This is a genomic window from Nocardiopsis sp. KDC1DS13DA1 (genome assembly GCF_055632325.1).
Genome location: NZ_JBVMUY010000015.1, coordinates 182,034 through 195,237 on the forward strand (window position 1 = coordinate 182,034; position 13,204 = coordinate 195,237).

Genomic DNA, 13,204 nt, shown 5'->3' on the forward strand with positions numbered 1-13,204 from the left:
CTCGCTCACGTGTGGCCGGGTCAGGAGAGCTCGGGGAGGATCTCGTCGGCGACGCGGTGGCCGGATTCGGCGGCGCCGTCGATGTAGCCCGCCCACCTGGTGGCGGTCTCGGTGCCGGCCCAGTGCACGGGACCGACCGGCCCGCGCAGGGCCGGACCGAAACGGGTGAGGGTAGCGGGCACGGCGAACGCGCCGTAGCATCCGCGGCTGTACTCCTCCTCCGCCCAGTCACGTTCGATGTAGGCGATGGGGTCGCGGGCGCGGGGGCCGAAGTAGCCGACGAGGTCGTTGATCACCTGGGCGCGGCGCTCGTGGGCGTCCATGCGTGAACCGGTGTCGGCGTGGCGGCCTTCGAGGAAGCCGACGAGCACGCCGGGCGAGCCCCCGTGGGGGGTGTTGTCCAGGACGGTGCCGAAGGGGCGGTGGGTGCTGTTGGCCTGGCCGCTGAGGCCCGCGTGGCGCCAGAACGGCTCGGAGTAGGCGACGTTGACCTTGATGACCCGGCCCATCGGCATGCGCTGGACGAGCTGGTCTCGGTCGCCCGGAAGGCCCGGGGTGAAGCGGATGCGGGCGGCGAGCGGCGGCGGCACGGCGACCACGGCCCGCTGGGCGCGAACGGTCAGGCCGCTGCGCGTGGTGACGCGCACGCCCGAGACCGCTGAGGGCCGCCAGTCGATGTCGGTGACGGGTGCGTCGAGGACGACCCGGTCGCCGAGCTGCTCGGCCAGATCCAGCGCGATGCGCTGGGTTCCGCCGACCACACGGTCCTGCTGGGCCCCTCCGGCGACGTTGATCAGCGGGTCGAGGCCACCCGCGGCACCGATGTAGAAGGTGGTCCAGAGCGCGGACATGTCCTCGGGTTCGGCGGAGAAGACCGCTTCGACGATGAGCCGGAAGAAGTCCCGGCCTCCCGCGGTGTGGGCGTTCCGGCGCAGCCAGGTGTCGAACGTCTGGCGGTCCAGCTCCTCGGCTCGGGGCGCCTTCCAGGGGTCGGCCGCGGCGACCTGGCGTGCGAGTCGGTCCAGGCGGTATTGGGCCTGTCCGATGTCGGCCAGCACCATCGGGTTCAGTTTGGGGATCCGCCCGGTGTACTGGCAGCGGGTGGTGCCGATCTCGGCGATGTGCTCGCCCTCGCCGTAGGTGGGGTAGGTGCGCAGGCCCAGTTCCCTGATCAGCTCCATGGCGTGGTGCTGGGTCGGGCCGACCCACTGGCCGCCCACCTCGATGGGGGTGCCGCCGGGCAGCTCTCCGTTGAGGAGTCGGCCGCCGACGCGGTCGCGTGCCTCCAGGACCAGTACGTCCGCGCCGTCCCGCGCGAGGTCGCGGGCTGCCACCAGGCCCGCCACTCCGGCTCCGATGATCACGGCGTCCACTGACTTCTCCACCACACCCACCGTTCATACGGAATGCATCTGACATGCAGAGTGTATGTGATATCCATGATGCATGGAAACGCTGCGAGAGAAATATGCGGAGAACACCCGCCGTGTCCTGCTCGACACGGGGCTGCGTCTCTTCGCCGACCGGGACTACGCGAGCGTCTCCGCGCAGGAGCTGGTACACGCGGCCGGGCTGACCCGCGGTGCGCTCTACCACCACTTCAACGGCAAGCCCGGACTCTTCGAGGCTGCCTTCGAAGAGCTGGAACGGCAGGCCACCGAGCGCATCCGGACGGCGATCGCCCCCGTGTCCGATCCGCGCGAGCGCGCCTACCGCGCGGTCGCCGAGTTCCTCGACGTCTGCGCCGAACACCCCTATCGGCACATCGTGCTCCAGCAAGGGCCGATCGCGCTGGGCTGGCAGCGGTGGCGCGAACTGGATCAGCGCCATCTCGGCGGCCTGGTCCTCGACATCGTGAACGCCGCCCTCGACGCCGGCCGCCTACGGCCGCACCCCGCCGACCTGGTCGCCAGGGCGTTCTACGGCGCGCTCACCGATCTGTCCGTCACGATCGCCGAAGCCGCCGAGCCTGACCAGGCCCGCGCTCAGGCGACGGCCCTTGTCCGTGATCTCATCACCGGGGTGGTGACCGACGGCGGATGACGGTCGCAGTGACCGCCTCGGCCCAGGGAGCGGACAAGATAAGCCGGAAAGACATCCGATGGGTGCAAGGTGTCAAGCCACGGCCCGCAGCTCGGGTTCGCGTGGGTTCGGGAAGGCGGTGTTCTCGTCGCAGGGGACGCCGTGCTGGAGGCAGTGGAACCGGCAACCCAGGAACCGGTTGAAGAGGTTGCGCAAGGCACTGGCGTGGCGGTCTCCGGCCTCGCGGCGCCGGTCGTAGTGGGCGGCGCGGCCGGGCCGTGCGGATCCTTCAAAAATGGAGACGGCGACCTGCATCAGGTCGCGCCAGTGCCGCTCGATCAGCTTGAAGTCGATGACGTTGCGGCCCCGCAGCTCGTCCGTGCTTCGGAGGTGTTCTCCAGCAGCCCCTCGATCAGGTGGACCTCCCCCACACCCCGAACGGGATGAACCGGGAGAACAACGCGACGTAGGTGTCGGAGACGTGGTGGTAGGCGATCCCGCCCACCCCGCCGTAGCGGATCGAGGTCTCGGCCAGCAGGTTGTCGACGTAGGTGGCCACCTGCGCGCCGTCGGCGGCCACAGAGGTCCCGTCACCCCACGCGCGGAACACGTCCAGGTCGGTGAAGGCGTTGACCACCACCGCGATCGCGGCGTTGAACTTGGCGATGTCGATGTGGCGGTTGCGCACGATCGACAGCTCCCTCGCGGTGATCCCGGCGATGTGGCGGGCGGCCTCGGTCGGGCCGATGTCGATGCCGCCGGTGAACACCGCCAGCGCATACCGGCCCAACGTGTCGCGGATCTTGGGGTCGGCCCCCGAAGCGGGGCCGAAGCAGTGGTGCCAGCCCAGCCAGTAGGCGGTGCGCGCCACGATCTTCAACAGGGACCTTTCCGGCAGAGGCGCCTCGATCGCCGCGGTCGGCCTCTCCACCGCCTGCGGGGCGGCCGAACCGCGCCGCGAGCGCAGCCTGGGCACCCCGTCGTCGATGGACAGGTCGGTGTTGTCGGCGTACCCGGTCTCCAGCGCGGTGGCCGCGTCCAGGTCCAGGCAGCGCCGCACATGGTCGACCACCTCGGCGGGATCTCCTTCCAAGAGGGAATGCGCGCCATCTTCTGGTGGCACTTCGGTACGAGCACCATCGCGAACGCCGCATACGGCAGCGACAGTCAACCGGGGTGTTCCCTGCACTTCACCGAATCGCAACCGACCATGAGCAGACCCCGCCAACGCGGACGCGATCAGAGCCGTTGATCAGCCCATTACCGCTTTCCGGCGTACTTGGTCCGCGCCCCTCAGCCGCCCGTGTACCGGTCGGCGAACGCGGCCGAGGGTTCGATCGGGGTGATGACGTCGACGAGGACGCCGCCGGGATCGGCCACGATGAAGTGCCGCTGACCGAACTCCTCACTGCGCAGGGACAGTTCCGGCGTGAGACCGCCCCGCTCGACCAACCGCTCCCACTCCGCGTCCACGTCCTCCACCTCCAGGTTGAGCAGCAGGCCGCGCACGGGGGCTCGGTGGGCCTCGGGCAGCGTGGGGTGGGTGTGGTCCAGGAGGGCGAGCTCGTGGGCGGGCGGGCCGGGGCGGCGCAGGCTCACGTACCAGTCGGCGGCGAAGGTCACCTCGAAGTCGAACAGTTCCGTGTAGAAGGCACGCGTCTCCTCGATCCGGGACGTGCAGATCACCGGATAGAAGCTGGTCAGGCGCATGATCGACCCCTTTTCACATACTCTCGGTATGTGAAGGTACGCTATTGGCGTACCAAAGGTATGTCAATAGCGGGGAGGGGAACCGATGGCCGCGACCGCCCGTGCCCGCCAACGCGAACGGACCCGGCGGGCACTGCTCGGGCACGCCCGCCGACTGTTCGCCGAACACGGATACGCCGAGGTGGGCCTGGCCCAGATCGTGGCGGCGGCGTCGGTGACCAAGGGCGCCCTCTACCACCAGTTCGACGGCAAGGCCGACCTGTTCCGCGCGGTCCTGGACAGGGTCCAGGCGGAGGTCGCCGCGGCGGTGGCGGAGGCCGCCGAGGCCCACGACGATCCCTGGCGCCGACTCACCGCGGGGTGCCGGGCATTCCTCACCGCCAGTACGGACCCCCGGGTGCAGCGGATCATGCTCGTGGACGGCCCCGCGCTCCTGGGATGGGACACCTGGCGCGCCATGGACGAGGCCGGGTCCGCCCGTCACCTGGCCGAGGCGCTCACCGAGCTGGCCGACGCGGGCCTGCTGCGTCCGCGGCCGATCGCCCCGACCGCCCACCTGCTCTCCGGTGCGATGAACGAGGCGGCCCTGTGGCTGGCCTCGTCCGGAACCGACCACGACCTGGAGGACGTGTGGACCGTCCTGTCGGGGATGCTGGACTCACTGCGGGCCGACCCGGCGGCGGCCGCGCCCGGCGAACGGTAGGCTGGCCGGCATGTCGGAGAGCGAACGGGAGGAGCAGGAGTTCAGGGCCGACTTCGTCCGGCGCTTCTCCGAGTACTGGCAGTCGCAGGGACGCCCCCGCGCCGAGGGGCGCATCGTGGGCTACCTCCTGGTCGCCGACCGCGAGGCGGTCACCGCCGAGGAGGTCGTCGAGGGCGCCCAGGTCAGCCGCGGTTCGGTCTCACAGTCGGTACGCCGCCTGGCGGACCTGGGCTTCGTCACCCTGACCGAGGCGCCCGACGGGCGTTCGCGGCTGATCACCATGGACGAGGACGTGTGGGGCGGGTTCCTGCGCAACGAGCGCGGCTACCTGCGCCAGCAGCGCGACCTGGCCGGGTCCGCGCTCGACCGGCTCCCCGGGCTGAGCGCCCCGTCCCGCAACCGCCTGCGCAACATGTACGACTACATGACCTGGCTCGACGACTACCACGACACCCTCCTGGCCCACTGGGAGGAGTACAAGGCGCGACGGGGCCGCTGAACCCGGCCGGGGCGGGCGGGTCGGGTCCGCCACCCGCACCGGCCCGAACCGCGGCACCCCTCAGGACCGCTCGTGCGGGATGACCAGCGGCGTCCTCGTCCGCGGGTCCGGCACCACGTCGCAGGGCAGGCCGAAGACCTCCCGCACCAGCGGCGCGGTGACCACGTCCTCCGGAGCGCCGTCCGCCACCACCCGGCCGCCGGACATCATCACCAGCCGCGTGGCGAACCGGGCCGCCTGCGCCAGGTCGTGCAGGACCGCCACGACGGTGCGGCCCCTCCGGTGCAGGTCGGCGAAGAGCTCCAGCAGTTCGTACTGGTGCGCGATGTCCAGGTAGGTGGTCGGCTCGTCCAGCAGCAGCACACCGGTGTCCTGGGCCAGGACCATCGCCACCCAGGCGCGCTGGCGCTGCCCGCCCGACAGCGACCCCACGTGGGCCCCGGCCAGGTCGGTCATGCCGGTGAGCTCCAGCGCCCCGTCGACCGCCTCCTCGTCGCGCGGGCTCCACTGCCGCAGCAGGGTGTGGTGCGGGAAGCGTCCGCGTGCGGCCAGGGCCCGGACGGTGATGCCCTCCGGCGCCAGGGGGCTCTGCGGCAGCAGCGCCAGACGTCGGGCGACCGCCTTGGCGCGCTGGGCGCGGATGTCGCGACCGTGCAGGAGCACCCGGCCCGACACCGGCCGGTTCACCCGGCCCAGCGCCTTGAGCAGGGTGGACTTACCGCAGCCGTTGGGGCCCACGACGACGGTGAACTCACCCTCCGCCACCTCCAGGTCGAGGTCGCGCACGACGGGGTCGGCCCCGTACCCCAGGGTGAGGCCCTCCGCGACCAGCACCGGATCGTTGACCTGGCTCACACGACTCCCTTTCGCCACTCACGAACCAACAGATATCCGAGGTACACGCCGCCCAGCGCCATGGTCAGGATGCCGACCGGCAGGCCGTCCGCCGCCGGGGCCTGCTGCACGACCAGGTCCGCCGTGGCCAGCAGGAGCGCGCCGACCAGCGCGGACACCGCCAGGTTCGGGCCGGGGACCCCTGTGGTCCGGCGCGCGATCTGCGGTGCGGTCAGGGACACGAAGGAGATCGGCCCCGCCACGCTGACCGCGGCGGCCGACAGCACCACCGACAGCGTGATCGCCGCCGCGCGGGTGCCTCCGGCCCGGGCGCCGAGGGACTCGGCCAGTTCGTCGCCCATCTCGTTGACCGTGACCGGACCGGCCAGGGCCACCGCGAACGGAACGGCCAGGGCCAGTACCAGCCAGATGGTGGCGGCGTGGTCCCAGGACCGGGCCCCGAGGCTCCCGTAGAGGTAGGCGTGCAGGACGGAGGCCTGGTCCCTGGCCAGGACGGCGACGACGTACTGGGTGAAGGCGTGCGCCATGGCGGCCACGCCCACACCCGCGACGATGAGGCGGCCGGGGTGGCGCAGCCCGCTGCCGGTGGCCAGGGCCACGGCCGCCATGGCCAGCGCCGATCCGGCCAGGGCGCCCACGGGCACGGGGACGGTACCGGGCAGCAGCAGCGCCGCGACGGCCGCTCCGGCCCCGGCCCCGGCGCCCAGCCCGATCACGTCGGGGCTGCCCAACGGGTTGCGGGTGACGGACTGGAACAGGGCGCCCGCGACGCCCAGGGCGGCGCCGGTGCCCAGGGCCACGGCCAGCCGCGGTCCGCGCAGCCGCTCCAGCACGAAGGTCTCGGTGCCCTCTCCCGCCCCCGCGACGACCGCGGGCACCCTGGTGAGCGGGATGCCCAGGCGCCCGAGCGTGAGCGTGAGCGCGGCGACCGCGGCCAGGAGGAGGACGTACAGCACCGCCCACCGCAGGGCGCGGGGGTGGAGCGGCAGGGCGATCACGCGCCCGACCCCCAGCACGGGACCCGCGGCGCGGCGTCCCGCCGCCCGGCTCACGTCGTCCCCCGCATCCGGCGCACCACGTACAGCAGCACGGGGGCGCCGACGAACGCGGTGACCACGCCGACCATGAGCTCGATCGGCCGCGCGGCCGTGCGGGCCACGACGTCGGAGAGCAGCAGCAGGGTGGGGCCGACCAGCAGGGCGAAGGGCACCTGGAGGCGGAAGTCCACGCCGACCAGGCCGCGGACGATGTGCGGTACGGCCAGCCCCACGAACGCGATCGGGCCCACGGCCGCGGTCGCCGCGGCGGCGAGCACGGTGGCCGCGACGAGGGCGCAGGCGCGTACCACAACGGTGTTGGCCCCGGTGGACACGGCGGCCTCCTCTCCCAGGGCGAGGGCGTTGAGCCCCCCGGCGGAGAGCAGGGCCACGACCGTCGCCGCGGCGATGACGGGGAGCACCGTCAGGGCGACGTCGAGGTCCCGTCCGGCCAGGGATCCCACGACCCAGTAGCGGTAGGTGTCGAACACCTCGGGCATGCTCAGCGAGACCGCCTGGACGTAGGCGTTCAGGACGGCCGAGACGACCGCCCCGGCCAGGAGGAGCCGGGCCGTCCCGCCGCCACCGCCCCGGCTGCCCACGGCGTGGGCGGTCAGCCCGGCCAGGAGCGCGCCGGGCAGCGCCCACCAGAGGGCCCCGGTGGTCGAGACGGACCCGAACAGGGCGGTGGCGGTGACGACGGCGGCCGCGGCACCGGCGTTGACGCCGAGCAGGCCGGGATCGGCGAGCGGGTTGCGGGTGACGCCCTGCATGAGGGTGCCCGCCAGGGCCAGCGCGGCCCCGACCAGCGCCCCCACGACGGTGCGCGGAACGCGGTTGGCCACCACGGCGGCGGTGAAGTCGTCCGCCTCGCCGTTCAGGACCGCCCACAGCTCGGCGGGCGGTGTGGGTCGCCCGCCGAGGACGAGGCTGAGGACGACCGCCCCGGCCAGGGCCGCCGCACCCGCGCCGAGGGCGACGGTGGTGCGGGCGGTCCCCCTGCGGGGCGGTGCCGAGAGCGTGTTCACGATCGGTGCGCCGGGCGGGTCAGCCGTCGACGCTCTGGGCGGCCTCCTGGATCAGGGGCACGTAGCGGTCGATGACCCAGGGGACGGTGAGGGGGTTGATGATCGAGGACGCGGTGACGAGGGAGGTGTCGTCACTGGCGACCACGGAGCCGCGCTCGATGGCGGGGATCGCCGCGTAGAGCTCCTGCCCCTCGATCTCGGCGCGGGTCTCGGCGTCGGTGTAGAAGGTGAAGATCAGGTCGCTGTCGCTGAGCTGGTCGGCGTTCTCCAGACCGATGAGCGCCGAGTCGGTGCCCTCGGTCTCGGGGAAGGTCTCCACGACCGGGTCGACGGTCAGCCCCATGTTGCTGACCATGGCCACGCGCTGCTCGGTGGGCATGAGCACACCGAGCGTGCCGGGGCCGTCGGTGTAGACGTAGGAGAAGACGAGGTCCTCGAACTCGGGGTGTTCCTCGGCGACCGCGGCGAACCGTCCCTCGATGTCCTCGATCAGCCCGGCGGCCTCCTCGGGCCGGCCCAGGGCGGTGCCGATGACCTCGATCTGCTCGTCCCACTCCGCGTTCCACGCCTCCTCGGCGTAGGCGACCGTGGGCGCGATGTCGGTGAGGATGTCGTACTGCTCCTGGGTGATCCCGGACCAGGGGGCGAGGATGACGTCGGGCTCCAGCTCGATGACGGCCTCGAAGTCGATGTCGTCGGCCCCGGTGAACTGGGTGGGCAGCTCGTCGCCCGCCTCGGTGACGGCCTCGTGGATCCACGGCAGGTAGCCGGTCCCGTCACTGCCCCACTCGTAGCCCTCGACACCGACGGGGGTCACGCCGAGGGCGATGGCGGTCTCGGCAGACCCCTGGCCGAGGGTGACCACGCGCTCGGGCGCCCCGGTGATCTCGGCCGAGCCGAGGGCGTGCTCGATGGTGACGGGGAAGGCGCCGTCCCCCGAGGCGGAGCCGTCTTCGTCCCGGGCCGCCGGTTCGGCGCCACAGGCGGCCAGGCCCAGGGCCAGGAGGGCGGTCGTTCCGATACCGCCCAGACGGCGGAGGGTGGAGTGCATGCTGACGCTGCTTTCTTCGTGACGGGGAGGAGGTCACCTCGTGCCCGGGAGGCCACGGGGGGTGAGGGAACCCAGGGGTGCCGCGGCAGACAGAACAGGACGATCCCGGCGATAACCAAGGTTAGTCTAACCTCACTTCTCCGCCATTTCAAAAAATCTGAAACGCGCGGGCCCGCCAACCCCCACCTCAGCGCCACCCCGACCCCCGCCGGGACGGCCGCCGACCACGCTCAGCGACCCGCCGGAACGTGTCAAGGCTCACACTTGGCCGCCATCGGGCCCCGTGCGATTGCGGGAGTATCAGATATCTGATTATAGTCAGAATGCTTCCGAGTGATCGATATCAGTTATCCCTGCCCGTGGAACCCCACAAGGAGTCGTCATCGTGTCCGGACCCCCTACCGCACAGGCGACGGGAATCGGTCGGTCCTGGCTGCCGCTGGTCCTGGTGTGCGTCGCCGCGGCGCTCCTGCCCGCGGCTCTCACCGGATCGTCGGTCGCCCTCCCCTCCATCGGCACCGACCTGGGAGCGGACCTCGCTCCGCTGCAATGGGTCGTGCACGCCTACAACGTGATGTTCGCCAGCTTCATGCTGGCCAGCGGCGGTCTGGCCGACCTGTTCGGCCGCCGCCTGATGTTCACGCTCGGCCTCTCCCTCTTCGCACTGTCCTCCCTGGTCAGCGGACTGATCAGCAACATCGTCGTCCTCGACCTCCTGCGCGGTGCCGCCGGTGTCGGCGCCGCCGCGGTGATGACCGCCGGATCCGCCCTGCTGGCCCAGGTGTTCACCGACCCCGCCGCCCGGGCCCGCGCCTTCAGCATGCTCGGCGCCTCGTTCGGCATGGGCCTGGCACTCGGTCCCTCGACCGCCGGCCTCCTGGTCGGCGCGTTCGGCTGGCGCGGGGTGTTCGTCGCCCAGGCGATCGTCGCCATCGCCGTCCTGGTGGGCGTGGCCAGGCTCCCCGAGTCCCGCGACCCCGACGCCACCCGCGTGGACTGGTGGGGTGCGACCACCTTCACCAGCAGCCTGTTCCTGCTGACGCTCAGCGTGGTGGAGGGACCCCAGCGCGGGTGGGGCGACCCGGTGGTGCTCGGCGGCTTCGCCCTCGCCGCGGCGCTCATGGTCGCGTTCGTCGTGGCCGAGCGGGTGCAGCGGCGCCCGATGTTCGAGCTGTCCCTCCTCGCCAGGCCCCGCTTCATCGCGGTGTGCCTGGTCCCGGTCCTGCTCGCCTTCGGCTTCGTGTGCCTGCTGGTCTTCCTGCCCTCCTACTTCATCGGCGTCAACGGGATGTCCCCGCAGGGTTCCGGTCTGACGATGATGCTGCTGACCGTCCCGGTCATGGGGTTGCCGCTGTTCGCGGGCCAGATGCTGCGGTACGTGCCCGTCGGCTGGCTGCTCGGGCTGAGCATGCTCCTCATCGGGCTCGGCGCGGCCTGGCTCACCACCCTCAGCCCCGAGACCACGCTGCTCGGTCTGGTCGGACCGCTCGTGGTGATCGGCTGCGGCGTCGGCGTGTCCTTCGGCATCATCGACGGCGCCGCGGTCAGCTCCGTCGAACCCGCCCGCGCCGGCATGGCGGCCGGGATGTTCAACACCATGCGACTGGCCAGCGAGGCCGTCGCGGTCGCGGGTATGGGCGCCTTCCTCGTCAGCCTGACCCAGGGCAACCTGACCGAGCGGCTGCCCGACGCGACCTCCGACGACAGCCTCGACATCGGCGCCCTGGCCAACCGGGTCGCCCAGGGCGACCTCACCGGAGCGGCGGCCAGGGTCACCGGCGACGAGACCGAGGTGTTCGGTGTCCTGGCCACCGCCTACACCGACGCCTTCCAGTTCGTGCTCTGGATCCTGGCCGCGGTCTGCCTGGCGGGCGTGCCCGTGATCATCGCCCTGCTGCGCGGCCCCGAGCCCTCCGACGACGGTGCCGAGACCGCCGGGGAGACCGAGACCCACGACGCCGGCGCCCCGCGCTCCGAACCGGCCGGGGACGCCCGCTGAGCACCCGCGGGCCCCGCGCCCGCCCCGTACCAACGCCAACCCCCAGTCCCTTCCGGGACCACGTAGTTCTCACTAGGAAGAGGAAGGCCAACATGCGACGGATCAACAAGGCGATCTTCGCGTCCACGACCGCTCTCGGGCTGGTCGTGGTGCCCGCCGCGGGCTCGGCGGTCGCCGAGCCGGACGCCTCGGCCCAGGGCCGCGGGGACGTCATCCAGCTCCCCGTCACCTTCGAGGTGGAGAACGTCAACCGGTCGGCCGTGCAGTGCAACACCGACGGCGAGACCTACGAGGTGGCCGGGCACCTGACCGCGCCCGCCGACGCCTTCCGCGGCCGTCCCACCGAGCACACCGTGACCATGTACCAGCACGGCATCGCCGGTGGCGAGTGGTACTGGAACATGGACATGGAGGGCTACAACCACGTCGAGGAGATGGCCGAGCGCGGTCACATCTCCGTCAGCATCGACCGGGTCGGCTACGACGGGAGCGGGATCCCGAACGGCTACGACACCTGTATCGGCGCCCAGGCCGACATCACCAACCAGATCGTCGAACAGCTCCGCGACGGCGACTACGAGCTCGACCGCTCGGCCGACCGCGGCGCGATCCCCGGCCGCGGCATCCCCGAGTTCGACAAGGTCGTCCTGGCCGGCCAGTCCAACGGCGGCCTGATCGTCAACATCGCCGCGATCTCGTTCGGCAACGTGGACGGGCTGTCCGTGCACGGCTGGGGCGACCTCGGCTTCACCCCCGAGGCCGACGAGCGCTTCATCGCCGCGACCGGCGGGTGCCTCCAGCGGATGAGCCCCGCGCTCGACGATCCCCGCCCCGAGCTGCCCGAAGGCTACAACTACTACGACAACGGCACCGAGGAGTTCCTGACCGGCAACTTCGCCGACGCCACCCCGGAGATGCTGGAGGCCGTCACCCCGCTCCAGAACGCGCACCCGTGCAACGACATGTCCACCATCACCTCGGCCATCTACGTCGACCTGATGCGCATGGACGAGATCGACGTCCCGGTGCAGATCGTCTTCGGTGAGCAGGACGCCCGCATCCAGGACATCCAGCTGCAGGCCGACCTGTACGGCGGTTCGCCCGACGTGCGCACCCTGATCGTGCCGGACGCGGGTCACTACATGGGCCTGGAGCGCAACGCCGAGGTCGTCTTCGAGGACATGGACGAGTGGCTGACCGAGTCCATCGGCTAGTGACCGGACCGACAGGACCGGATTCGGCCGGGGCCGATCCCCTCACGGGGGTCGGCCCCGGCCCCGTCGTACGGCCCCGTCGTACGGGCGCGTCGTACGGGCGCGTTGTGCCAGGGTGGAGGCCGGGCCGACCCGGCACGGGGCCGGTGGCCGGGACAGACGGGGGAAGACATGTGCCTGCACGGAACCGGTGAGACCGTCCGCTCGCGGACCGGGGAGGCGGCGGCGGACGGGCCGCCGACGCCCGCGGCAGCCCCCCGCTCCCGGCCGGGCGGACACCGACGGGTCGCCGACCTGAGCCACGTGGTCTCGCCGACGATGCCCACGTTCGACGTCGAGAAGCCGCACCGGGAGCCGACCGGACCGGCCCCGGCGGAGGGCGAGTTCGGCTTCTGGCTGCAGCGGTGGACGCTCACCGAGCACACCGGCACCCACCTGGACGCGCCGGGACACGTGATCGGCGGCGGCAGGACCGTCCCGGAGATCCTCCCGCACGAACTGGTCGTCCCCGCGGTCGTCATCGACGTCCGGGACCGGGCGGCCGAGGACCCCGACACGGTGGTGACGGTGGACGACGTGCTGGCCTTCGAACGGGTCCACGGGCCGGTCCCGTCCGGGGCGGCGGTGCTGATGAACTCCGGCTGGGACAGCCGGTGGCCCCGGGGCGACGAGGCCGTACGGGGCGTGGGCGAGGACGGGACCTGGCACTTCCCCGGGTTCGGCGCGGAGGCGTGCGAGTTCCTCGTGTCGCGGCGCGGCGTCGCCGGGGTCGGGGTAGACACCCTGAGCACCGACCCGGGGAACTCGACCGAGTACCCGGCCCACGAGGTGGTCGGGCGGGCCGACCGATGGGGGTTGGAGTGCCTGCGCGGGCTGGACCAGCTGCCGCCGAGCGGCGCGACGATCGTGGTGGGCGTGTTCCCGGGCGAGGACGCCTCGGGCGGCCCCTGCCGGGTCCTCGCGCTCTGGTGACTCAGGCCGAGCGGCGCCCGGACCGCCCGTCCGGGCGCCTGGGGACGATGGTGGGGTTCACGTTGTCGATCACCGTCTCCCGCGTGATGATCACCTGACCCACATCCTCACGCG

At 72.0% G+C, this 13,204-nt stretch carries 12 protein-coding genes and 1 pseudogene; 6 read left to right on the forward strand and 7 right to left on the reverse strand.

The window, feature by feature from the left end; all coding sequences use genetic code 11:
• Positions 1–20: 20 nt before the first annotated feature.
• Entirely contained in the window at positions 21–1,388 is a 1,368-nt protein-coding gene (locus tag ACTVAJ_RS11155; protein WP_470388034.1) for a flavin monoamine oxidase family protein, read from the reverse strand.
• Between the two features lie 58 nt (positions 1,389–1,446).
• Between ACTVAJ_RS11155 and ACTVAJ_RS11160 the strand changes: the two genes are divergently transcribed.
• Positions 1,447–2,043, forward strand: coding sequence for a TetR/AcrR family transcriptional regulator (locus ACTVAJ_RS11160; RefSeq protein ID WP_470388035.1), 597 nt, complete (start codon positions 1,447–1,449; stop codon positions 2,041–2,043).
• A 264-nt stretch (positions 2,044–2,307) separates the two neighbouring features.
• Here ACTVAJ_RS11160 and ACTVAJ_RS11165 read toward each other — a convergent pair.
• Both ACTVAJ_RS11165 and ACTVAJ_RS11170 read right to left on the reverse strand, forming a co-directional pair.
• A pseudogene (locus ACTVAJ_RS11165) lies at positions 2,308–3,109 on the reverse strand (Tn3 family transposase); the annotation flags it as partial.
• Between the two features lie 206 nt (positions 3,110–3,315).
• Positions 3,316–3,732, reverse strand: a complete 417-nt coding sequence (locus ACTVAJ_RS11170) for a VOC family protein (RefSeq protein ID WP_470388036.1) — start codon at positions 3,730–3,732, stop codon at positions 3,316–3,318.
• A gap of 85 nt (positions 3,733–3,817) precedes the next feature.
• Between ACTVAJ_RS11170 and ACTVAJ_RS11175 the strand changes: the two genes are divergently transcribed.
• Positions 3,818–4,435 (forward strand): TetR/AcrR family transcriptional regulator, encoded by a 618-nt coding sequence (locus ACTVAJ_RS11175; RefSeq protein WP_470388037.1) that lies wholly within the window; start codon positions 3,818–3,820, stop codon positions 4,433–4,435.
• Positions 4,436–4,445: 10 nt separating this feature from the next.
• Complete coding sequence (locus ACTVAJ_RS11180) at positions 4,446–4,934, forward strand: GbsR/MarR family transcriptional regulator (protein ID WP_470388038.1); 489 nt, start codon at positions 4,446–4,448, stop codon at positions 4,932–4,934.
• A 60-nt stretch (positions 4,935–4,994) separates the two neighbouring features.
• Here the strand turns inward: ACTVAJ_RS11180 and ACTVAJ_RS11185 are convergent, their stop codons facing one another.
• From ACTVAJ_RS11185 to ACTVAJ_RS11200, 4 genes are read right to left on the reverse strand one after another with little or no spacing between them, the layout of a single operon-like run.
• Positions 4,995–5,789 (reverse strand): ABC transporter ATP-binding protein, encoded by a 795-nt coding sequence (locus ACTVAJ_RS11185; protein WP_470388039.1) that lies wholly within the window; start codon positions 5,787–5,789, stop codon positions 4,995–4,997.
• Positions 5,786–6,805, reverse strand: coding sequence for a FecCD family ABC transporter permease (locus ACTVAJ_RS11190; RefSeq protein WP_470388050.1), 1,020 nt, complete (start codon positions 6,803–6,805; stop codon positions 5,786–5,788). Before ACTVAJ_RS11190 ends, ACTVAJ_RS11185 begins: the two co-directional genes overlap by 4 nt.
• Positions 6,806–6,837: 32 nt before the next feature.
• On the reverse strand, positions 6,838–7,857 hold the full coding sequence (locus ACTVAJ_RS11195) for a FecCD family ABC transporter permease (protein ID WP_470388051.1): 1,020 nt from the start codon (positions 7,855–7,857) through the stop codon (positions 6,838–6,840).
• Positions 7,858–7,873: 16 nt separating this feature from the next.
• On the reverse strand, positions 7,874–8,905 hold the full coding sequence (locus tag ACTVAJ_RS11200; RefSeq protein ID WP_470388040.1) for an iron-siderophore ABC transporter substrate-binding protein: 1,032 nt from the start codon (positions 8,903–8,905) through the stop codon (positions 7,874–7,876).
• Positions 8,906–9,290: 385 nt separating this feature from the next.
• Between ACTVAJ_RS11200 and ACTVAJ_RS11205 the strand changes: the two genes are divergently transcribed.
• From ACTVAJ_RS11205 to ACTVAJ_RS11215, 3 genes are all read left to right on the forward strand, one after another.
• Positions 9,291–10,904, forward strand: a complete 1,614-nt coding sequence (locus tag ACTVAJ_RS11205) for an MFS transporter (protein WP_470388041.1) — start codon at positions 9,291–9,293, stop codon at positions 10,902–10,904.
• 92 nt (positions 10,905–10,996) lie between these two features.
• On the forward strand, positions 10,997–12,118 hold the full coding sequence (locus tag ACTVAJ_RS11210; RefSeq protein ID WP_470388042.1) for an alpha/beta hydrolase: 1,122 nt from the start codon (positions 10,997–10,999) through the stop codon (positions 12,116–12,118).
• A 171-nt stretch (positions 12,119–12,289) separates the two neighbouring features.
• Positions 12,290–13,090 carry a cyclase family protein gene (locus ACTVAJ_RS11215; protein WP_470388043.1) on the forward strand — a complete coding sequence of 267 codons (801 nt, stop codon included), beginning with the start codon at positions 12,290–12,292 and terminating at the stop codon, positions 13,088–13,090.
• Positions 13,091–13,204 lie beyond the last annotated feature (114 nt).

Bases quoted from the DNA above. Each gene is read 5' to 3' on its own strand.
- ACTVAJ_RS11180 (WP_470388038.1), top strand. From the start codon at position 4,446: ATGTCGGAGAGCGAACGGGAGGAGCAGGAGTTCAGGGCCGACTTCGTC.
- ACTVAJ_RS11215 (WP_470388043.1), top strand. From the start codon at position 12,290: ATGTGCCTGCACGGAACCGGTGAGACCGTCCGCTCGCGGACCGGGGAG.
- ACTVAJ_RS11210 (WP_470388042.1), top strand. From the start codon at position 10,997: ATGCGACGGATCAACAAGGCGATCTTCGCGTCCACGACCGCTCTCGGG.
- ACTVAJ_RS11200 (WP_470388040.1), bottom strand. From the start codon at position 8,905: ATGCACTCCACCCTCCGCCGTCTGGGCGGTATCGGAACGACCGCCCTC.
- ACTVAJ_RS11160 (WP_470388035.1), top strand. From the start codon at position 1,447: ATGGAAACGCTGCGAGAGAAATATGCGGAGAACACCCGCCGTGTCCTG.
- ACTVAJ_RS11170 (WP_470388036.1), bottom strand. From the start codon at position 3,732: ATGCGCCTGACCAGCTTCTATCCGGTGATCTGCACGTCCCGGATCGAG.
- ACTVAJ_RS11175 (WP_470388037.1), top strand. From the start codon at position 3,818: ATGGCCGCGACCGCCCGTGCCCGCCAACGCGAACGGACCCGGCGGGCA.